Annotated in this window: 15 protein-coding genes; 14 read left to right on the forward strand and 1 reads right to left on the reverse strand. The window is 69.1% G+C overall.

Going from position 1 to position 16,680, the window contains the following annotated elements:
* Positions 1-6: 6 nt before the first annotated feature.
* Positions 7-3,960 (reverse strand): type VII secretion protein EccCa, encoded by a 3,954-nt coding sequence (eccCa, locus tag FXF68_RS36810; RefSeq protein ID WP_148767458.1) that lies wholly within the window; start codon positions 3,958-3,960, stop codon positions 7-9.
* Positions 3,961-4,355: 395 nt separating this feature from the next.
* On the opposite strand from eccCa, the gene eccD reads away from it, so the two are divergent.
* The 14 genes from eccD to FXF68_RS36880 all read left to right on the forward strand — a co-directional run bounded on the left by eccD (position 4,356) and on the right by FXF68_RS36880 (position 16,599).
* Positions 4,356-5,753 (forward strand): type VII secretion integral membrane protein EccD, encoded by a 1,398-nt coding sequence (gene eccD / locus FXF68_RS36815; RefSeq protein WP_148767459.1) that lies wholly within the window; start codon positions 4,356-4,358, stop codon positions 5,751-5,753.
* A 24-nt stretch (positions 5,754-5,777) separates the two neighbouring features.
* A complete protein-coding gene (gene eccB, locus FXF68_RS36820) occupies positions 5,778-7,217 on the forward strand; it encodes a type VII secretion protein EccB (RefSeq protein WP_148767460.1) in 1,440 nt (479 codons plus the stop codon).
* Positions 7,218-7,300: 83 nt separating this feature from the next.
* On the forward strand, positions 7,301-7,591 hold the full coding sequence (locus FXF68_RS36825) for a WXG100 family type VII secretion target (protein WP_148767461.1): 291 nt from the start codon (positions 7,301-7,303) through the stop codon (positions 7,589-7,591).
* A 235-nt stretch (positions 7,592-7,826) separates the two neighbouring features.
* Positions 7,827-8,141 carry a WXG100 family type VII secretion target gene (locus FXF68_RS36830; protein WP_148355784.1) on the forward strand — a complete coding sequence of 105 codons (315 nt, stop codon included), beginning with the start codon at positions 7,827-7,829 and terminating at the stop codon, positions 8,139-8,141.
* A 37-nt stretch (positions 8,142-8,178) separates the two neighbouring features.
* Complete coding sequence (locus FXF68_RS36835; protein WP_148767462.1) at positions 8,179-8,469, forward strand: WXG100 family type VII secretion target; 291 nt, start codon at positions 8,179-8,181, stop codon at positions 8,467-8,469.
* A gap of 132 nt (positions 8,470-8,601) precedes the next feature.
* The gene (locus tag FXF68_RS36840) at positions 8,602-8,976 is read left to right on the forward strand and encodes a hypothetical protein (protein WP_067900009.1); all 375 of its coding nucleotides are present in this window, start codon (positions 8,602-8,604) and stop codon (positions 8,974-8,976) included.
* A 26-nt stretch (positions 8,977-9,002) separates the two neighbouring features.
* Positions 9,003-10,223, forward strand: a complete 1,221-nt coding sequence (locus FXF68_RS36845) for a WXG100 family type VII secretion target (RefSeq protein WP_148767463.1) — start codon at positions 9,003-9,005, stop codon at positions 10,221-10,223.
* A gap of 106 nt (positions 10,224-10,329) precedes the next feature.
* Positions 10,330-11,700, forward strand: a complete 1,371-nt coding sequence (locus FXF68_RS36850; protein ID WP_148767464.1) for a S8 family peptidase — start codon at positions 10,330-10,332, stop codon at positions 11,698-11,700.
* Between the two features lie 95 nt (positions 11,701-11,795).
* Entirely contained in the window at positions 11,796-12,206 is a 411-nt protein-coding gene (locus FXF68_RS36855; protein ID WP_148767465.1) for a hypothetical protein, read from the forward strand.
* A gap of 657 nt (positions 12,207-12,863) precedes the next feature.
* On the forward strand, positions 12,864-13,178 hold the full coding sequence (locus FXF68_RS36860) for a WXG100 family type VII secretion target (protein ID WP_148355784.1): 315 nt from the start codon (positions 12,864-12,866) through the stop codon (positions 13,176-13,178).
* Positions 13,179-13,215: 37 nt separating this feature from the next.
* On the forward strand, positions 13,216-13,506 hold the full coding sequence (locus FXF68_RS36865) for a WXG100 family type VII secretion target (RefSeq protein WP_148767462.1): 291 nt from the start codon (positions 13,216-13,218) through the stop codon (positions 13,504-13,506).
* A gap of 132 nt (positions 13,507-13,638) precedes the next feature.
* Entirely contained in the window at positions 13,639-14,019 is a 381-nt protein-coding gene (locus FXF68_RS36870; RefSeq protein ID WP_148767466.1) for a hypothetical protein, read from the forward strand.
* Positions 14,020-14,021: 2 nt separating this feature from the next.
* A complete protein-coding gene (locus FXF68_RS36875; protein ID WP_148767467.1) occupies positions 14,022-15,209 on the forward strand; it encodes a WXG100 family type VII secretion target in 1,188 nt (395 codons plus the stop codon).
* A gap of 127 nt (positions 15,210-15,336) precedes the next feature.
* On the forward strand, positions 15,337-16,599 hold the full coding sequence (locus FXF68_RS36880; RefSeq protein ID WP_187438303.1) for a S8 family serine peptidase: 1,263 nt from the start codon (positions 15,337-15,339) through the stop codon (positions 16,597-16,599).
* Positions 16,600-16,680 lie beyond the last annotated feature (81 nt).

The raw sequence follows: 16,680 nt of genomic DNA on the forward strand, positions 1-16,680 counted from the left end.
CTGTTCCTATTCCTGGTGTGCGGTCTGGATGAGGCGGGTGCCGTTCCGGCGGTTGATGAAGTAGCCGCGGCCGGGCGGCAGCGAGTGCCCCTTGACGTTGCCGAGCACGACGCCCTCGTCCTTGTTGCCGGACATGAGCAGGCCGGGTGAGCCCATCTCCTTGATGCGCTGGAGGACCGGGTCGTACATGGCGCGGCCCGCGCCGCCGAACGCGCGGGACACGATGACGTGCAGGCCGATGTCGCGCGCCTGCGGGAGCAGTTCGGCCAACTGGACGACCGGGTTGCTGGACGTCGCGACGAGGTCGTAGTCGTCGATGATGAGGTACAGGTCGGCGCCGCTCCACCAGGACCGGTCGCGGAGCTGCTCCGGGGTGAGGTCGGCGGGCGGGAGCCGCTGCTGGAGGGCGCCCACGATGTCCTTGACCAGGCCCTGCGCGGCGGCCGAGGACGCGGCGTACCCGATCCGGTGCTCGGTCTCGGCGGCGTCCAGCAGCGACCGGCGGTAGTCGATGAAGATCATCCGCGCCTGTGCGGGGGTGTACCGCTCGATCAGCCCGCTGGTGATCATGCGCATCAGGTTCGACTTGCCGCACTCGGTGTCGCCGATCACCAGGAAGTGGGACTCGGACGCGAAGTCCAGGAAGACCGGCGACAGGCTCTCCTCGTCGATGCCGATCGGGATCCGCGAGCCGCTCTCCGCCGCCGCGGGCAGCGACGACACCGGCAGGACGGACGGCAGCATCCGCACCTTCGGCGCGCCGGGGCCGTCCCAGTTCTGGGCGACGGCGGCGACCAGCTTCCGGACGCCCTCGGCGAGCGACGAGTCGTCCGGGTCGCCGTCCAGGCGGGGGAGCGCGGTGAGGCAGTGGTGGCCGTCGCGGGTGAGGCCGCGTCCCGGCTTGCCCTCGGGGACGTTGTCGGCGAGCTTCCGGTCGATCTCCGACTCATACGGGTCGCCGAGCTTCAGCTCCAGCTTCGTCCCGAACAGGTCGCGGACGTTCATCCGGAACTCCGACCACTTGTTCACCGTCGCGACCACGTGGATGCCGTAGCCGAGGCCGCGGGCGACGAGGTCGGTGATGACGGGTTCGAGGTTCTCGAAGTCCTGCCGGAGGGTCATCCAGCCGTCCACGATGAGGAACACGTCGCCGTAGCCGTCGCCGGTGATCTCGCCGGACGCGCGCATCCGCCGGTAGGTCGGCATCGAGTCGACGCCGCGCTCGGCGAACTCGCGTTCGCGCTGCTCCAGCAGGGCGGTGACCTCGGCGACCGTGCGGCGGACGCGGTCGCCGTCCAGCCGGTTGGCGACGCCGCCGACGTGCGGGAGGTCGGCCAGCCCGGCGAGGGTGCCGCCGCCGAAGTCGAGGCAGTAGAACTGCACCTGCTGCGGCGAGTGCGTCATCGCGAGGGACGCCATCAGCGTCCGCAGCATCGTGGACTTGCCGGTCTGCGGCGACCCGGCGATGCCCGCGTTGCCCGCCGCGCCGGACAGGTCGACGTACATCGGGTCGCGGCGCTGGTCGAACGGCTTGTCCGCGATGCCGACGATGGCGTGCAGCCGGTTCCGCCAGCCCTCGTGCTGCGTCGTCAGGCCGAGGCCGGGGACGACGGCGAGCGTCGGGAGCAGCTCGTCCAGCGTGGGCGGGGCGTCCAGCGGCGGGAGCCAGATCTGGTGCGCGGGCGGGCCGTGGTTCTCCAGCTGCTTGACGACCACGTCGAACAGCGACGCCTGCGACTCCTCCTCCGCGCCCTGCTGCTGCTCCTGCCCGTTCTCGATGACGTGGGGACGGATGTAGTCCGGGATGTAGGGGACGATCTGCCGCACGACCTGCGGCCCCGCCTTCTCCTTGGGCTGCAGGTCCTCGGTGGCGGGGCCGGACACGTACGCGGCGCGGAACCGCGTCATCGACTCGGTGCCGAACTTCATGTAGCCGTGGCCCGGCGCGGACGGCAGCTCGTAGGCGTCCGGCACGCCGAGCACGACGCGCGACTCCTGCGCGGAGAACGTCCGCAGGCCGATGCGGTAGGAGAGGTGCGTGTCGAGGCCGCGGAGCTTGCCCTCCTCCAGGCGCTGCGACGCCAGCAGGATGTGGACGCCGAGCGAGCGGCCGAGGCGTCCGATCATGACGAACAGGTCGGCGAACTCGGGCTTGGCGGACAGCAGCTCGGAGAACTCGTCCAGCACCAGGAACAGCGTCGGCATCGGCTTGAGGTCGGCGCCCTGCTCGCGGGCCTTCTCGTAGTCGCGGAGCGAGGCGTAGTTGCCCTGCGCGCGCAGGTACTCCTGGCGGCGGACCATCTCGCCGTGCAGCGCGTCGTACATGCGGTCGACGAGGGGGAGCTCGTCTTCAAGGTTCGTGATGATGGCGGAGACGTGCCGCAGGTTCTCCATCCCGAGGAACGTCGCGCCGCCCTTGAAGTCGACGAGGACGAAGTTCAGCACCTCCGACGAATGCGTCAGCGCCAGCCCGAGCACCAGCGTGCGCAGCGCCTCCGACTTGCCGGACCCGGTCGCGCCGATGCACAGGCCGTGCGGACCCATGCCGCCCTGCGCCGACTCCTTGATGTCGAGGTGGACGGGACGTCCCTCGGTGTCGACGCCGATCGGGACGCGCAGCCGGTTGCGCGGCGCCCGCGGCCGCCACGTCTCGTTCGGGTCGACGCTGAACGGGTTCTCGATGCCGAGCAGCGACGTGACCGTGGTGGCGCCGGACAGGGCGTCCTCCATCGGGCCGGACGCGGCGCTCGCGCGCAGCGGCGCGAGCTGCCGGGCCAGCGCCTCGGCCTGCTGCAGGGTGATCGAGTCGGGCTTGCCGATGCGGGTCGCGACGTCCTTGCCGGTGCGGTCCTTGGTGAGGCGCGCGACCTGCTCCTTGGTGACGCGCAGCCGCAGCATCGTCGGCTCCGGCGTCGGCGCGACGGACCCGGTCAGGTCGATGACGCACACGCCCTCGACGCCGTCGGCGGCGAGCTGGGAGTCGTAGGACGCCTGCCCGCCGTCCATGATCACGATGTGGTAGGGCAGGTCGTCCTGGGAGAGGCCGGGCTGGAAGCGCGGACGGTCCTTCACGTCCTGGCCGAACATCGCCTCCAGCGTCGTCATGCTCTCGGCCATCAGCCGCACCGCGCCCGCCGCGTCGCGCTCGCTCGGGTGCAGGTTGTGCGGCAGCCACTTGACCCACTGCCACCACGGCATCCGCTCCCGCGACGCGCACACGGTGACGCGCACGTCGTCGGGGGAGTGGAACGTCGCGATCTGCGCGATCAGCGCCCGGACCATCCCGTACACGGCCTCCGGGTCGCCGGACGGGACGATCCGCGAGAACGACCGCAGCGACAGCGAGATCGGCAGGCCGGGGACGTTCGCGTGCGTGCGCATGAAGCGGCGCAGCGCGCCCGCCGTCATCGGCTCCAGGTCCTCGATCGGCTTGGTCTCCGGCGCGATGAGCTGCACGGCGAGCTTCTGCGCGCCGCTCGCCAGCCGCACCTGGATGAAGTCGTCGTCGGACGGCCGCCGCTCCCACAGCCGGGCGCTCATCACCAGCGACCACAGCGACGCGGGGTCGGGGCTCGCCCACTCCAGCGCCTCGCGCTGCTGCTTCGCCGCGCGGCGGACCTTCTTCCGCACCTGCCCGAGGTAGCGCAGGTAGTCGCGCCGGTCGTTGTTCAGCTTGACCTTGCGCTCGCCGCTGCCGCGGCCGACCTGGCCGAGCATCATGCCGAACATGGAAACGGCGAACATGCCGCCCGCCACGTACTGGAGCGTGCCGCCGCCGCGTCCCGCCATCATGAAGACCATCGCGCCGGATCCGGCGAGCATCGGCAGGTAGGTCAGCACCGCCTGCATGCCCTGCGGGATCAGCTCGGGCAGTTCGGGCGGCGACTCGAGCAGGATCTCCCCACGCGGCATGGGCGGGGGGTCACGTCTCTCCCTGCGCCGGACGATGTCCGTGCTCACGCTAGCCGTCCTTCCGTCGCACCCCTGCGTCGCAGCGGGGGGTCCAGGGAACACTTCATCCGCGGTCGCCCACGCCGCGTGGCAGCGGGCAGACCGGGAACGGGAGCGTTCGATGCAGCGGGCGGGGTGCGCCGTCGGCCTGCCGGCATCCTGCTGCATACCGTGTCGCGTCGTCGTGCCGTTACTCGATCGGTACGAATCGTAGAGGCATCGGTTCCGGCGTGCGAGCCGTCCCGGGCCCGCCGGTGACCGGACGGGTACACGGGGGACGCATCCAGACATTATGGTTGGCCCGGTTCACATCACACCGAGGCCCCGCAGCCGAGGCACCCCGCATGGCACCATGCTGATGCCCCGCCCCCCGTCCGCACCGGAAGATTTGCGAGGAAGAAGTCGTGAGTGCGCTCCCTGGAGCTGACCTCTGCCGCATCACGGTCGTCGGACCGAGCCGCCGGGTCGACATCGCACTGCCCTCCGACGCGACCTTCGCCGAGCTCTACCCCACGATGCTGCGCTACGCCGGCCAGAACCTCGCCGACGCCGGGCTGGCGCACGGCGGGTGGGTGCTGCAGAAGCTCGACGAGGCCCCGTTCGACCCGTCCAGCACCCCGGCGCAGGCCGGGCTGCGCGACGGCGACCTCATCTACCTGCGCCCCCGGATGGCGCAGATCCCGGACCTCGTGTTCGACGACGTCCCGGACGTCGTCGCGACCGCCGTCAAGGACCGTCCCGGCCGCTGGCGGAACGACTCCACCCGCAGGTTCGCCCTCGGCTGGGGCGTGGCCGGGCTGGTCGTCGGGTCGCTGACGCTGCTGCTCGCGGGGCCGTCCTGGTACGCCCCGGCCGGGGCCGCGGGCGGCGTCGCGCTGCTGCTGCTGATCGCCGCGATCGCGCTGTCCCGCGCGCTCGGCGACGCGGGCGCGGGCGCCGCGCTCGGCTACGCCGCGCTCCCGTACGCCTTCCTCGCCGGGGTGCTCGGCCCGGCGGGCGACGACAAGCTCGGCGACATCGGCTCGCTGAACCTCGCCGCCGGCTTCGGCGCGGTGGTGCTGGCCGCGACGCTCGCCGGGTTCGCCATCGCGGACGGCCTGCCCGTCTTCTACGGCGCCGCCATCGCCGCCCTGCTCGGGACGGTGAACTGCGCCATCTCGCTCGGCTTCGACATGGACGCCGCGGGCATCGCCGCCATCACCGTCACCGTCGCGCTCGCGCTGACGCCGCTGCTTCCCGGCGTCGCGTTCAAGATGGCGCGGGTGCAGCTGCCGCCCGTCCCGGGCAGCGCCGAGGACCTGCGCCGCGACACCCTGGTGGTGGACGGCCAGGCCCTCCTCGACCGGACGGCCGTCGCCGACCGGTTCGTGACCGGCGGGGTGTCGGCGATCGGGCTGACCGCGCTCGGGGCCGTCGTCCCGCTGTCGATGGACGGCGGCTGGGTGTGCCCGACGATGTGCGTCGTCCTCTCCTTCACGCTCCTGCTGCGGGCGCGGATCCTGCGGGGACGGGCGCAGAAGCTCTGGCTGCTCATCCCGGGCGTCGCCGGGCTCGGGGCGCTCGCCCTCGCGACCGCCCTCGACACCGACTCGCAGATGATGCTGCTGCTCGGCGTCCTGCTGCCCACGCTGATCGTGTCCGGTATCGCGACCGGGGTCGGAATGTGGCTGCCCGGCAACCGGCTGACTCCGTTCTGGGGCCGCGCCGGGGACATCCTGGAGATCATCCTGGTGGTCGCGCTCGTCCCGCTGGCGCTCGGCGTCGCGGGGGTCTTCGAGTACGTCCGCTCCGTGGTGGGCTGACGAGGCTGACGAGGAGGAGGCTCGATGCAGACCAAGAGGGATCTGCTCCAGGCGCACCGCCTGATGACCCACCGCGCCTCGCAGGCGCTGATCCTCGCCGAACCCGACTACCCCGAGCAGCCGCTCCGCAAGCTGAACGTCGGCACGTTCGCCGGCATCATGGTCGGCATCCTCGTCGCCGCCGGATTCGGCATCGTCGGGCTGCTCATCGGCGGCGGGGGCAGCGGCCTGGACAAGCCCGGCGTCGTCCTCATCGAGAAGGAGACCGGCGCGGCGTTCGTGTGGTGCAAGCCGCGCGGCGCGCAGAAGGACGTGCTCTGCCCGGTCGCGAACTACGCGTCCGCGAAGCTCGCCGCGTCCCTCGCGGGCGGCGGCAGCGGCGGGCCCGCCGAGCAGAAGTCGGTGTCGGCGAAGGCGCTGTCGAAGTTCACCCGCGGCCCGATGATCGGCATCCCCGGCGCGCCCGACTCGGTGCCCGCGGCGAAGCGGCTGGTCGGCGGGCCGTGGTCGGTGTGCGTCCGGCAGAACGCGGGCGGCGGCCCCGGGCAGTCGGTCGTCTCGCTGGTCGGCGGACGCGACGTCGGCGGCGAGCCGCTCGACCCGGCGACCGGCGTCGTCGTCAGCACGGGCGCCGACAACAACTGGCTGATCTGGAAGAACCAGCGGATGCGGCTGTCCCCGGCCGGGCTCACCGTGCTCAGCGCGTCGGCGCCCGCCGCGGTGTCGCCCGGGTTCGTCAACGCGCTCCCGCCCGGCCCCGACTTCGCCCCGCCGCGCATCCCCGGCGCGGGCGGCAAGCCAGGGTTCGCCGGGGCGGCCGGCGTGATCGGGCAGGTGTTCGTGGTGAAGGGCGTCGGGTCGGGCGACCAGCCGTACGTCCTGATGGCGGACGGCTACGCGCCGATCAGCCAGCTGCAGGCGGCGCTCATCCAGAACTCGGCCGGATACAACAAGCCGAAGGACACCCCGCTCGACGGCGCGGCCGTGACGAACCACCGGTCGGCGCAGCCCGTCCTGGACGAGCGGCTCCCGCAGACGGCCATCAAGGTGCGCCCGTACGACGCGAAGGACTCCCTCTGCGTCGTCTACCCCGACACCAAGAAGAGCTCCACCGCGGCCAAGCTCACCATCGGCGGCGGCGCCGACCTGCCCATGCCCACGCAGGCGACCGGGACCGGCGTCGACAACGTGGTGCTGCCGCCGGGGAGCGCCGTCCTCGCGGGGGTGCTGCCCGCGTCCGGCTCGATCGAGGCGATCAACACCTACGCGCTCGTCGCCGACGACGGCAAGCGCTACTCGCTGAAGTCCCCGGAGACGGCGAAGGCCCTCGGCTACAGCATCTCCGAGGAGAAGAACGACGCCGTCCCGGTGCCCGCGAACCTGCTCAATCTCGTCCCGCAGGGACCGGCGCTGGACCCGCAGAAGGCACTTGAACCCATTCAACCCGGCAGCCCGGGCACATGATCAGAAAAAATGGCGAGTTTCCCAACGAACCGGCGAATCTTGATACGATCGCCCGGCGTTGCGGTTCATGACGGAGGGTTGCCGTGAGTCAAGCGTTCAGCACCGAGTACGCCACGATGCAGCACGCCCAGGCGATGTTCCAGTCCAAGCACCAGGAAATGGTCCAGTTGCTGGACGCGCTCGAGGCCGATCTGCAGAGCCGGCTCGGCCGCTGGGAGGACGACGCGCGCGACGCCTACTTCGAGGCCAAGGGGAAGTGGGACAAGGTCGCGCGTGAGCAGGCCGACACGGTGAAGGAGTTCGGTGAGTCGGTGGGCGCCGCCCACCACAACTACAAGTCCGCCGAGGGGACCAACACCCAGATGTGGGCCTGACACCGCCGGGTCGTCCGTCCGCGCCCCCCGCCGTTTGACGACGACCCCTTTTGGTGTCATGTGGTCTTCCGTAAGCTGAATCGGCGATCATCTGCCGTACTGCATCCGTAACGTGCTTTACGAGGATGTGCGTTGTGCCTGACGATGGTGTTCAAAGTCGACCGGGTCGGCAGTGAACCAACGGGGGCTCGCGCCGCGTCGAACACGAGTGGTACCAAGTCGGGAAGGGTGACTGATGAGCCAGAAGTCTGCGGTTGACAGAGGGGAAATGGCCCAGGCGGCCCAGCGGGTCGAAGAGGCCGCGCAGGACCTGCGGAAGATCCAGGCTGATCTCGGGCATGAGCAGGCGGCTCTGTCGGGTCGGTGGATCGGTGAGGCGGGGAGCGCGTTCACCAAGGTGTACAACGAGTTCAATGGTGAGCTGGGCAAGGTCCTGGATGTGCTGAACCAGCTGCACGAGAAGTTGGTGCAGGTCAAGATCAATTACGAGGGTAGTGAGCAGCAGCAGACCGAGGCGGTCAATCGGGTCGCCGGGCTGTTGAACGGCTGATCGGTCTTCTCGGTACTCACGAGCACACGGAGGAACAATGGGCTACAGCTCGATGGACTTCGGGGCGATGGAGCAGGCGTACGCGCAGTTCCAGCAGAAGTTCAACCAGATGAACTCGGAGCTGGACGATCTGGCCAGCAGTGTGGAGTCCAAGCTGGGTCAGTGGGAGGACGGGGCCAAGGACGCCTACTTCGACGCCAAGCGTCAGTGGGAGGCGTCTGCGGCCGACATCGCGCGGATCGTGCAGCAGCTGGGTCAGGTGATCCAGTCGTCCAGCCACACCGGTCAGGGCACGGTCAAGACCAACGTCGGCATCATCAGCGGCTGACCACAGACCACAAGCTCCCCCCGGCCGGCCGCCCGACACCGAGGCGGCCGGCCGTGGCGGCGGTCAGGCGCGAAACTTCTACGAGAAGTCAACACGGGGTAGCGGGCGACTCCCGGCCCGCCGGAGGCTCACATGGGTGATCAGAAGAGCGAGATCGACACCGAAGAGGTCAAGAAGATCCTCAAGAAGCTCAGAGCGAACTACGAGGACTTCGACAAGGGCAAGGGCACGCGCAACGACATCTCGGTGCACGGCAACATCACGAACGCCGACCTGGGACAGTATCCCGCTGTGCAGGGCCTGGCCGCGTCCACCACGGCCGCCTATACGCAGATCAAGACCCAGTACGACCAGTTCCTCCAGAGCTACAAGGGTGTGATCGACGCTCTCGATCGCATGGTGGGCAACCACGACGAGAAGGAACAGCAGAACACGGCCGCCGCCAACCGGGCGATGACGAGCGGTGGTGCTGCCACACCCACCACCAAGAACACGAGCGCGTACTAGGCGCGGCTAGGCGGGATCGATTACTCATGGGCAAGCACGACGAGCCGATTCGCTCACATCAGAACAGTCCCACCGACTGGGACGGCGGCATCGACGACATGAACAAGATCCTTGATGCCACCAATCCGCAGCGCGTCAGCGACGCGGGCGGATACTACACGGCCGCCGCACAGAAGTTCCAGGAGGCGGCAGGCATCCTCCGCGCGCAGAAGAGCGCGCTCGCCGGAGTCTGGAAGGGCGACGACGCCGACGAGACCGTCAAGCAGATCCAGCGCCTGGTGGACAGCGCGACGGGCATGCAGCAGGTCTCCCACACCACCGGCGCGGCCCTGACCGACCACGGGCAGAAGCTCGACTGGTACAAGACGCACCGTCCCGGCAAGGGATTCGTCGGCAACCTCTCCTGGGACGACGCGGGCGTCGTCGCGGCGGGCACCATGGTCGGCGGCCCGGGCGGCGGCATGCTCGCCCTCGGCGGCAAGAAGATCGGCGAGGCCCTCGGCATCATCGACAACGCCGAGGAGAAGGCCGCCAAGGAGCACATGAAGCGCCTCGGCGAGCGGACCGTCCAGGCCAACGGCAACATGCCGGAACGCATCTCCACCGACCTGCCGCAGATCCACGACAGCTTCACCCAGCTTCCCAAGAACAACCTGCCCGGCGGCGGCAAGATCAGCAACCCGGGCGGCGGTGGCGGCGGCGGGAGCATCCCCGGCGGTGGCGGCAGCATTCCCGGTGGTGGAGGCGGCAGTCTTCCCGGCGGCGGCCACGGCGGCAACATCCCCGGCGGGGGCAACATCCCCGGCGGCGGTGGCGGCAGCCTTCCCGGTGGCGGCCACGGCGGCAGCATCCCCGGTGGCGGTCCCGGCGGAGGCAGCGACCTCGCCGGTCTCCCGCCCGGCGGTGGCGGCGGTGGCGTCGACCCGTTCGGCAAGGGCGGCCTGCCCGGGGGCGGGCTTCCCGGCGGCGGTGGCGGCGGCAGCATCCCCGGTGGCGGCGCCGGTGCCGGCGGTCTGGCCGGGGGCATTCCCGGTGCCGGAATGGGCGCGGGCAAGGGCGCCCTCGGCGCGGGCCGCGGCCTCGGCAAGGCCGGAGCCGCCGGTCGCGGCGGCATGGGCGGCCCGATGGCCGGACGCGGTGGCGGCGGCAAGGGCGAGGAGGAGCACGAGCGCACCACCTGGCTCATGGAGGACGAGGACGTGTGGGGCGGAAACGATGGTGACACCGCTCCTCCCGTGATTGGCTGAGCGAGGCTCAGTCACCAGAGGACGCAGCAGGAGACGGCGTGAGCGGATCGGCGAAGTCGGGCCGCTCACGCCGTGTTCCGTGTAGTGAGGTTTCGTTGTGCGACGGATGACACGATGGCTCGCCGCGATCGGAGCGACGTCCGCTCTGGTCCTGACCACCGCGGCACCGGCCGGTGCGGCTCCGAACCCGCGAAGCGACCAGTGGTGGTTCTCCGCGTGGGAGATCCAGCAGAAGGTCTGGCCGGTCGCCAAGGGAGACGGCGTCACCGTCGCGGTCATCGACGACGGAGTCAACGGGAAACTTCCCGACTTTCAGGGAGTCATCGTCCCTGGAACCAACACCGACACCGGCAGCGGTGACGGCCAGATCGGCCCGACGTCCAGCGTCGAGGACTCCCACGGCACGGGAATGGCCTCGCTGATCGCCAGCCAGGGAACGGCCTCGGGCTTCGTCGGCGTCGCTCCCGGCGCCAAGATCATGCCGATCATCACCCAGCACGGCGGGTGGGACAAGGCGATCCACTTCGCCGTCGATCACGGCGCGAAGGTGATCAACGTCTCGCAGGGCCTCTCCGGCGAGTGTCGGCCGGAGAACCAGCAGGCCGTCGCCTACGCGCTGCAGCGCGACGTGGTGGTCGTCGCGGCCGCGGGGAACACCGGTGACGTCGGCAATCGCCCGGAGGAGCCGGCGAACTGCAGCGGTGTTCTCGCCGTAGGGGCCGTCGACAACAAGAAGAACGCTTGGACCAAGACCCAGCGGCAGCCCTATGTCGCCGTAGCGGCCCCGGGGCTGCTGGTCAACGTCCTTCGCGCGGACGGCCAGGTCATGGACCGTCTGGCTGGGACGAGCCAGGCGACCGCGTTGACGTCGGCCGTCGTGGCGCTGATGCGGTCGAAGGACCCGCAGATGCCCGCGCGTGAGGTCGTCCAGCGGATCATCAACACGACCAAGGACGCCGGTCCCCCTGGTAGGGACAACATGACGGGGAACGGCGTCATCATCCCGGCCGCGGCGCTGAGCGCGAACGTGCCGAAGAACGCGCCGAACCCCGTGTTCGCCGCGTACGACCGCTGGTTGGCGCAGAATCCGCAGGCCGGCGCGAAGCCGTCCAAGACCAAGGTGCCGAAGTCCGAGGCGACGAAGAAGGCCGACCAGGCTGATCGCAACCTCTACATCCTGCTGGGGATCGGCGCCGTGGTCGTCGTCATCGGCGGGGGCGTGCTGCTCCTTCTCGTGCGGCGCGGCAAGAAGAAGCCGCCGCCGATGGGGCCGGGCGGGGGGCAGTCCGGCCCGCCGCCGGGCTGGGGCGGCCAGGCCGCGCCGCCGCCGCAGGGCGGGCAGCCGGTGCCGCCGCAGGGCGGGCCGTCCGGATGGGGTGGTCCGCAAGGTCCGCCGCCGGGTGGCCAGGGCGGGCCTCAGGGCGGACGTCCTTACCTGCCGCCGCAGGGCCCGGGAGGCTCCCGGCCTCCGAACTGACCTTCCTCCCCAAGCGGCCGCCCGCGCGCTCACCTCCGTGCGCGCGGACGGCCGTCCTCATTTGGTGTGCAATCGACCCGAACGGAAGAGTGATCATGAAGAGACTGCTGGTGGTCCCGATCGTCGCGGCCGCGCTGACGCTGAGCATGAGCGCCTGCGGGGGCGACTCGAAGGACGACGCCGGCGGGAAGGTGTCGCCCTCGGGCGGCGGCACCATCACCGGCAACGGTGGCGGCACCATCACGGGCAACGGCGGTGGAGGCGGCACCGGCGGCAGCACCAAGGGCGGCGGCGGCACGAACGGCGGGGGCGGCGGCTCGGAGCTCACCCCGGCGCAGCGGGAGGCGCTCGGCAAGGTGGTGGCGTGCATGCGGAAGAAGGGCTACGGCATGCCCGAACCGACGTCGCCGGTCGTCGTCCCGACCGACAAGAACGGCAAGAGCGACGCGCAGGTCAACAAGGACTCCGCGGAGTGCGCCGCGCAGTCGCAGCCGTCCGGCGGCTGACGCACGTCTCCCCGCCAGAAGACACGGCCGGGGTGACTCCGGAATTCGCCCGCCGACCAGACCCGTAGCCGCTCGGCAAGGCGCGAACTCCCCGGCGAAATCGAGTCACCCCGGCTCCCAATCCGAGCCGCTCCACCAGAGACGCTCCCCGCCATATTCCGCCGGCCGCTCCGGGTGCCGCTCATAGGCCCCGTCGAGGACGGCCCAGCGATGACGCGCTCCTGCGATGCGCCGAGCTCGTACTTCCTGTGCGGAGCGGTATCTCCGAGAATTTGCTATTGCTCCGCCGTCGAGGGCGCTTCAAACACGATGATCCATGATTGTGATCAACTACCTGTGGTCAGCAATATGGGAGAAAAGGAAAACTCCTGCGGAATCGGAGGATCTCTCCGTGATCACCCCACGTTATGGCCATGGGTGGAAGATGTCTGATTGGACCGTCTTTGAAACCGCGTGCGACCTGCATGTTGAGCTTCGGTGGTCTCCATTCATCCAATGTGGTCTTCCGTAAGTCCCAATCCCCAGCGTCGGGCAATCCCGGCATGTAGCCTCGCTTTACGAGGATGTGTGCCGAGCTTGACAGTAGTGATCAAGTCGATCATGTCGACCACTGGTCCGGGATCACCGCGTCGAGCGACGAACGGGGAAGGGTGACTGATGAGCCAGAAGTCTGCGGTTGACAGAGGGGAAATGGCCCAGGCGGCCCAGCGGGTCGAAGAGGCCGCGCAGGACCTGCGGAAGATCCAGGCTGATCTCGGGCATGAGCAGGCGGCTCTGTCGGGTCGGTGGATCGGTGAGGCGGGGAGCGCGTTCACCAAGGTGTACAACGAGTTCAATGGTGAGCTGGGCAAGGTCCTGGATGTGCTGAACCAGCTGCACGAGAAGTTGGTGCAGGTCAAGATCAATTACGAGGGTAGTGAGCAGCAGCAGACCGAGGCGGTCAATCGGGTCGCCGGGCTGTTGAACGGCTGATCGGTCTTCTCGGTACTCACGAGCACACGGAGGAACAATGGGCTACAGCTCGATGGACTTCGGGGCGATGGAGCAGGCGTACGCGCAGTTCCAGCAGAAGTTCAACCAGATGAACTCGGAGCTGGACGATCTGGCCAGCAGTGTGGAGTCCAAGCTGGGTCAGTGGGAGGACGGGGCCAAGGACGCCTACTTCGACGCCAAGCGTCAGTGGGAGGCGTCTGCGGCCGACATCGCGCGGATCGTGCAGCAGCTGGGTCAGGTGATCCAGTCGTCCAGCCACACCGGTCAGGGCACGGTCAAGACCAACGTCGGCATCATCAGCGGCTGACCACGCACCCCCCACGCTCCCTGGTCGGCCGAAACCGAGCCGACCGACCGAGATCACCCCGCGCAGAACAACTGTCGAACAGAAGTCGAGACGGGGTAACGGGCGACTCCTCCCCGCCCGCCGGAGGCTCCCATGGGTCATCAGAAAAGCGAAATCGACCGCGACGAGGTCAGAAAGATCATCAAGGCCTTGAAGGTCGAGCGCGAGAAATTCGAAAGCGGTGATGGAAACACCTTCGACCTTCAGCAAAACGGCAACATCACCATGCGCGACCTTGGAACGTATCCGGCCGGGCAGGTCTTGAGTGCGTCCACCAGCGCGGCGTACACGCAGATCTCGGGACAGTACCAGGCCTTCCTCAGCAGCTACGACAAGATGATCGCGGCTCTGGAGCGCATGGTCGCGAACCATGACGAGAAGGAACAGACGAACAGCACCGCCGTCTACGGAGTCATCTCAGGCAGTGACCCGAAGGCGGGGCGGCGGGACACGCCGAAGTGGGGCGGGAGTTGACCATGGGTGAAGAACGGTTTCACGCGCCTATCCGCTCCAACACGGACAATGGTCAGCAGTGGTCCGGTGACATGGATGCCATGCATCAACTCTTCGAGGGCACGAACCCCGAAAGGGTGATCAAGGCCGGACACGTGTACCGAAACGTCTCCAACAGGTTCGGAAGCATGGCGGGCGTCCTCCGCAGCCAGTCGTCGGCATTGGCCGCCGTCTGGAAGGGCGATGACGCGGAGGCCGCGATCAAGCAGATGCGCAAGCTGCAGCAGAGCGCCGAGAACATCTATCAGGTTTCCGGTAGGACGGCCTGGGTCCTCAAGGACCATGGCGAGAAACTGGACTGGTACAAGAGGCATCAGCCCAAGGAAGGGTTCTTCAAGGGACTCACCTGGGATCAGGCGGGGGTCGTCACCGGAGGCACTCTCCTGGGCGGCCCGGTCGGTGGCTTGATGGGGCTGAGCAAAGGCGAAGCGTTGGGGCTGATCAAACACACGGAATCCAAGGCCGCCGTCGAACACGTCCAGCGCCTGAGTGACCGTGCCCGCGAGGCCAACGCCGCGATGCCCGCGGAGATCTCCACCACTCCTCCCGATTTCGGGAGGTTCAAGCAAGGCCCGTCCATGCCTCCAAGCGGTGGGATTCCCGGCGGCGGGCCGCCTGGCGGCGGTACCCCGAGCGGTGGCGGCGGTCTCCCCGGTGGTGGCGGAGGAATGCCCGGTGGCCTCGACGGCGCCGGTAGCGGCGGCGCGACGATGCCCGGAGGCGGCCAGGGCGGTGGCATCCCGGGTGGTGGCATTCCTGGTGGCGGCCCGTCAGGAAGTGATCTTGCCGGTCTGCCCGGTGGCGGCGGGGGAAGCGGCGTCGACCCGTTTGGCAAAGGCGGCCTCGGTGGCGGTGGTGGCGGTCTGCCCGGCGGCGGTGGCGGCGGCATTCCCGGTGGCGGTGGTGTCGGTGGAGCGATCGGCGGCAGGCCCGGGGCCAGTGGCATGGGCAAGGGCAGCCCCGGCGGAGGCAAGGGCCTCGGGAAGACCACCGGTGGCAGCGGCCGCGGCGGAATGGGCGGCGCGCCCATGGGCGGACGCGGTGGTGGCGGCCAGGGCGAGGGCGAGCACGAGCGCTCGACCTGGCTCACGGAAGACGAGGACGTGTGGGGTGGAAACGATGATGACACCACCCCTCCCGTGATTGGCTGACCCCGAAATTCGGTTCACGAGACGATGCGGGAGACGGCATGCGCGGATTGACTTCTTTAGGCCGCTCATGCCGTATTCCCTATAGTGAGGTTTCGCCGTGCAACGGATGACAAGAGCGTTGGCCGCGATGGCGGCCGCTTCGGCCCTGGTCCTGTCGACGGCGATGCCCGCGGTCGCGACTCCCCGAGGACGTGATGACCAATGGTGGTTCTCCGCTTGGGCGATCGAGAAGGAAACATGGCCGATCAGCAAAGGGGCCGGTGTCACCGTCGCTGTGATCGACAACGGGGTCAACGGCCGGATTCCTGATCTCCAGGGCGTCCTGGTTCCCGGCATCGATCAGACGACGTTCAAGGGCGGGGACGGCCAAATCGCTCCCACCTCTGACGTGGACGGTTCCCACGGTACGGCGATGGCGGGCCTGATCGCCTCGCGCGGGACCGGCACCGGATACGTGGGCGTGGCCCCGGAAGCGAAGATCATGTCGGTGAAGTCGAGTCTCACCGTCTGGGACAAGGGGATCCGTTTCGCCGTCGATCACGGCGCAAAGGTGATCAGCATTTCCCAGGGATTCGCCACCCAGCGCGGATGCGGCCCTGAGCTACAGCAGGCCGTTTCCTATGCGCTTCAGCGGGACGTGGTGGTCGTCGCGTCCGCCGGAAACGACGGCGACGAGAGCAATGACTCGGAAGAGCCGGGCGACTGCATCGGCGTGCTGACGGTCGGAGCGGTCGACAACAAGAAGACCCCATGGGTTAGCACTCAGCGAAAACCTTATGTCTCGGTGGCGGCGCCGGGTGTCGGAGTCAATGCCCTCCGGGCGGACGGCACCCTTCTGGACAATGTGTCCGGGACCAGCCAGGCCGCGGCTTTGACGGCTGCAGTGGTGACTCTGGTCCGCTCGAAGTATCCGCAGATGTCGGCTCGTGAGGTGGTTCAGCGGATCATCAACACGGCCGTGGACGCGGGCCCTCGGGGCAAGGACGACCTGACCGGTTACGGGGTGGTCATTCCGCATGCTGCGTTGACGGCCACCGTCCCAAAGTCTGCGCCGAATCCGGTGTTCGCTGCGTACGACAGGTGGATGAGGTCCAATCCCGTCCAGCCGAGTGCGGTGCCGTCGGTTAGGCAGCCCAAGACGGCGGCTGAGAAGGACAGTGATCAGGCGGCGCGGAATACGCAGTTGCTCATTGTCGGGCTTGTTGTGGCCGGGTTGCTTGGCGCGGTGTTCGTCGTGTTTCTCGTGGTGAGAGGCAGGAGGCGGGCTGGCGGGGTGGCGTCTGTCGGTGGGCCTCAGCAGTACGGGCCGCCGCCGGGGTGGGGTGGGGCCGCTGGACCGCCGCCGCCTCCGCCGCCGAACGGTCCTGGGGGCACTCGGCCTCCGAACTAGCTCCTTCTTTCAGCGGCCGTCGTCGCGCTTGGTGGCGTGTGCGGCGGCCCTCTGTTGGTGTGCGATCAATCCGAACGGAAG

It is taken from the genome of Actinomadura decatromicini (assembly GCF_008121305.1).
GTDB lineage: Bacteria > Actinomycetota > Actinomycetes > Streptosporangiales > Streptosporangiaceae > Spirillospora > Spirillospora syzygii.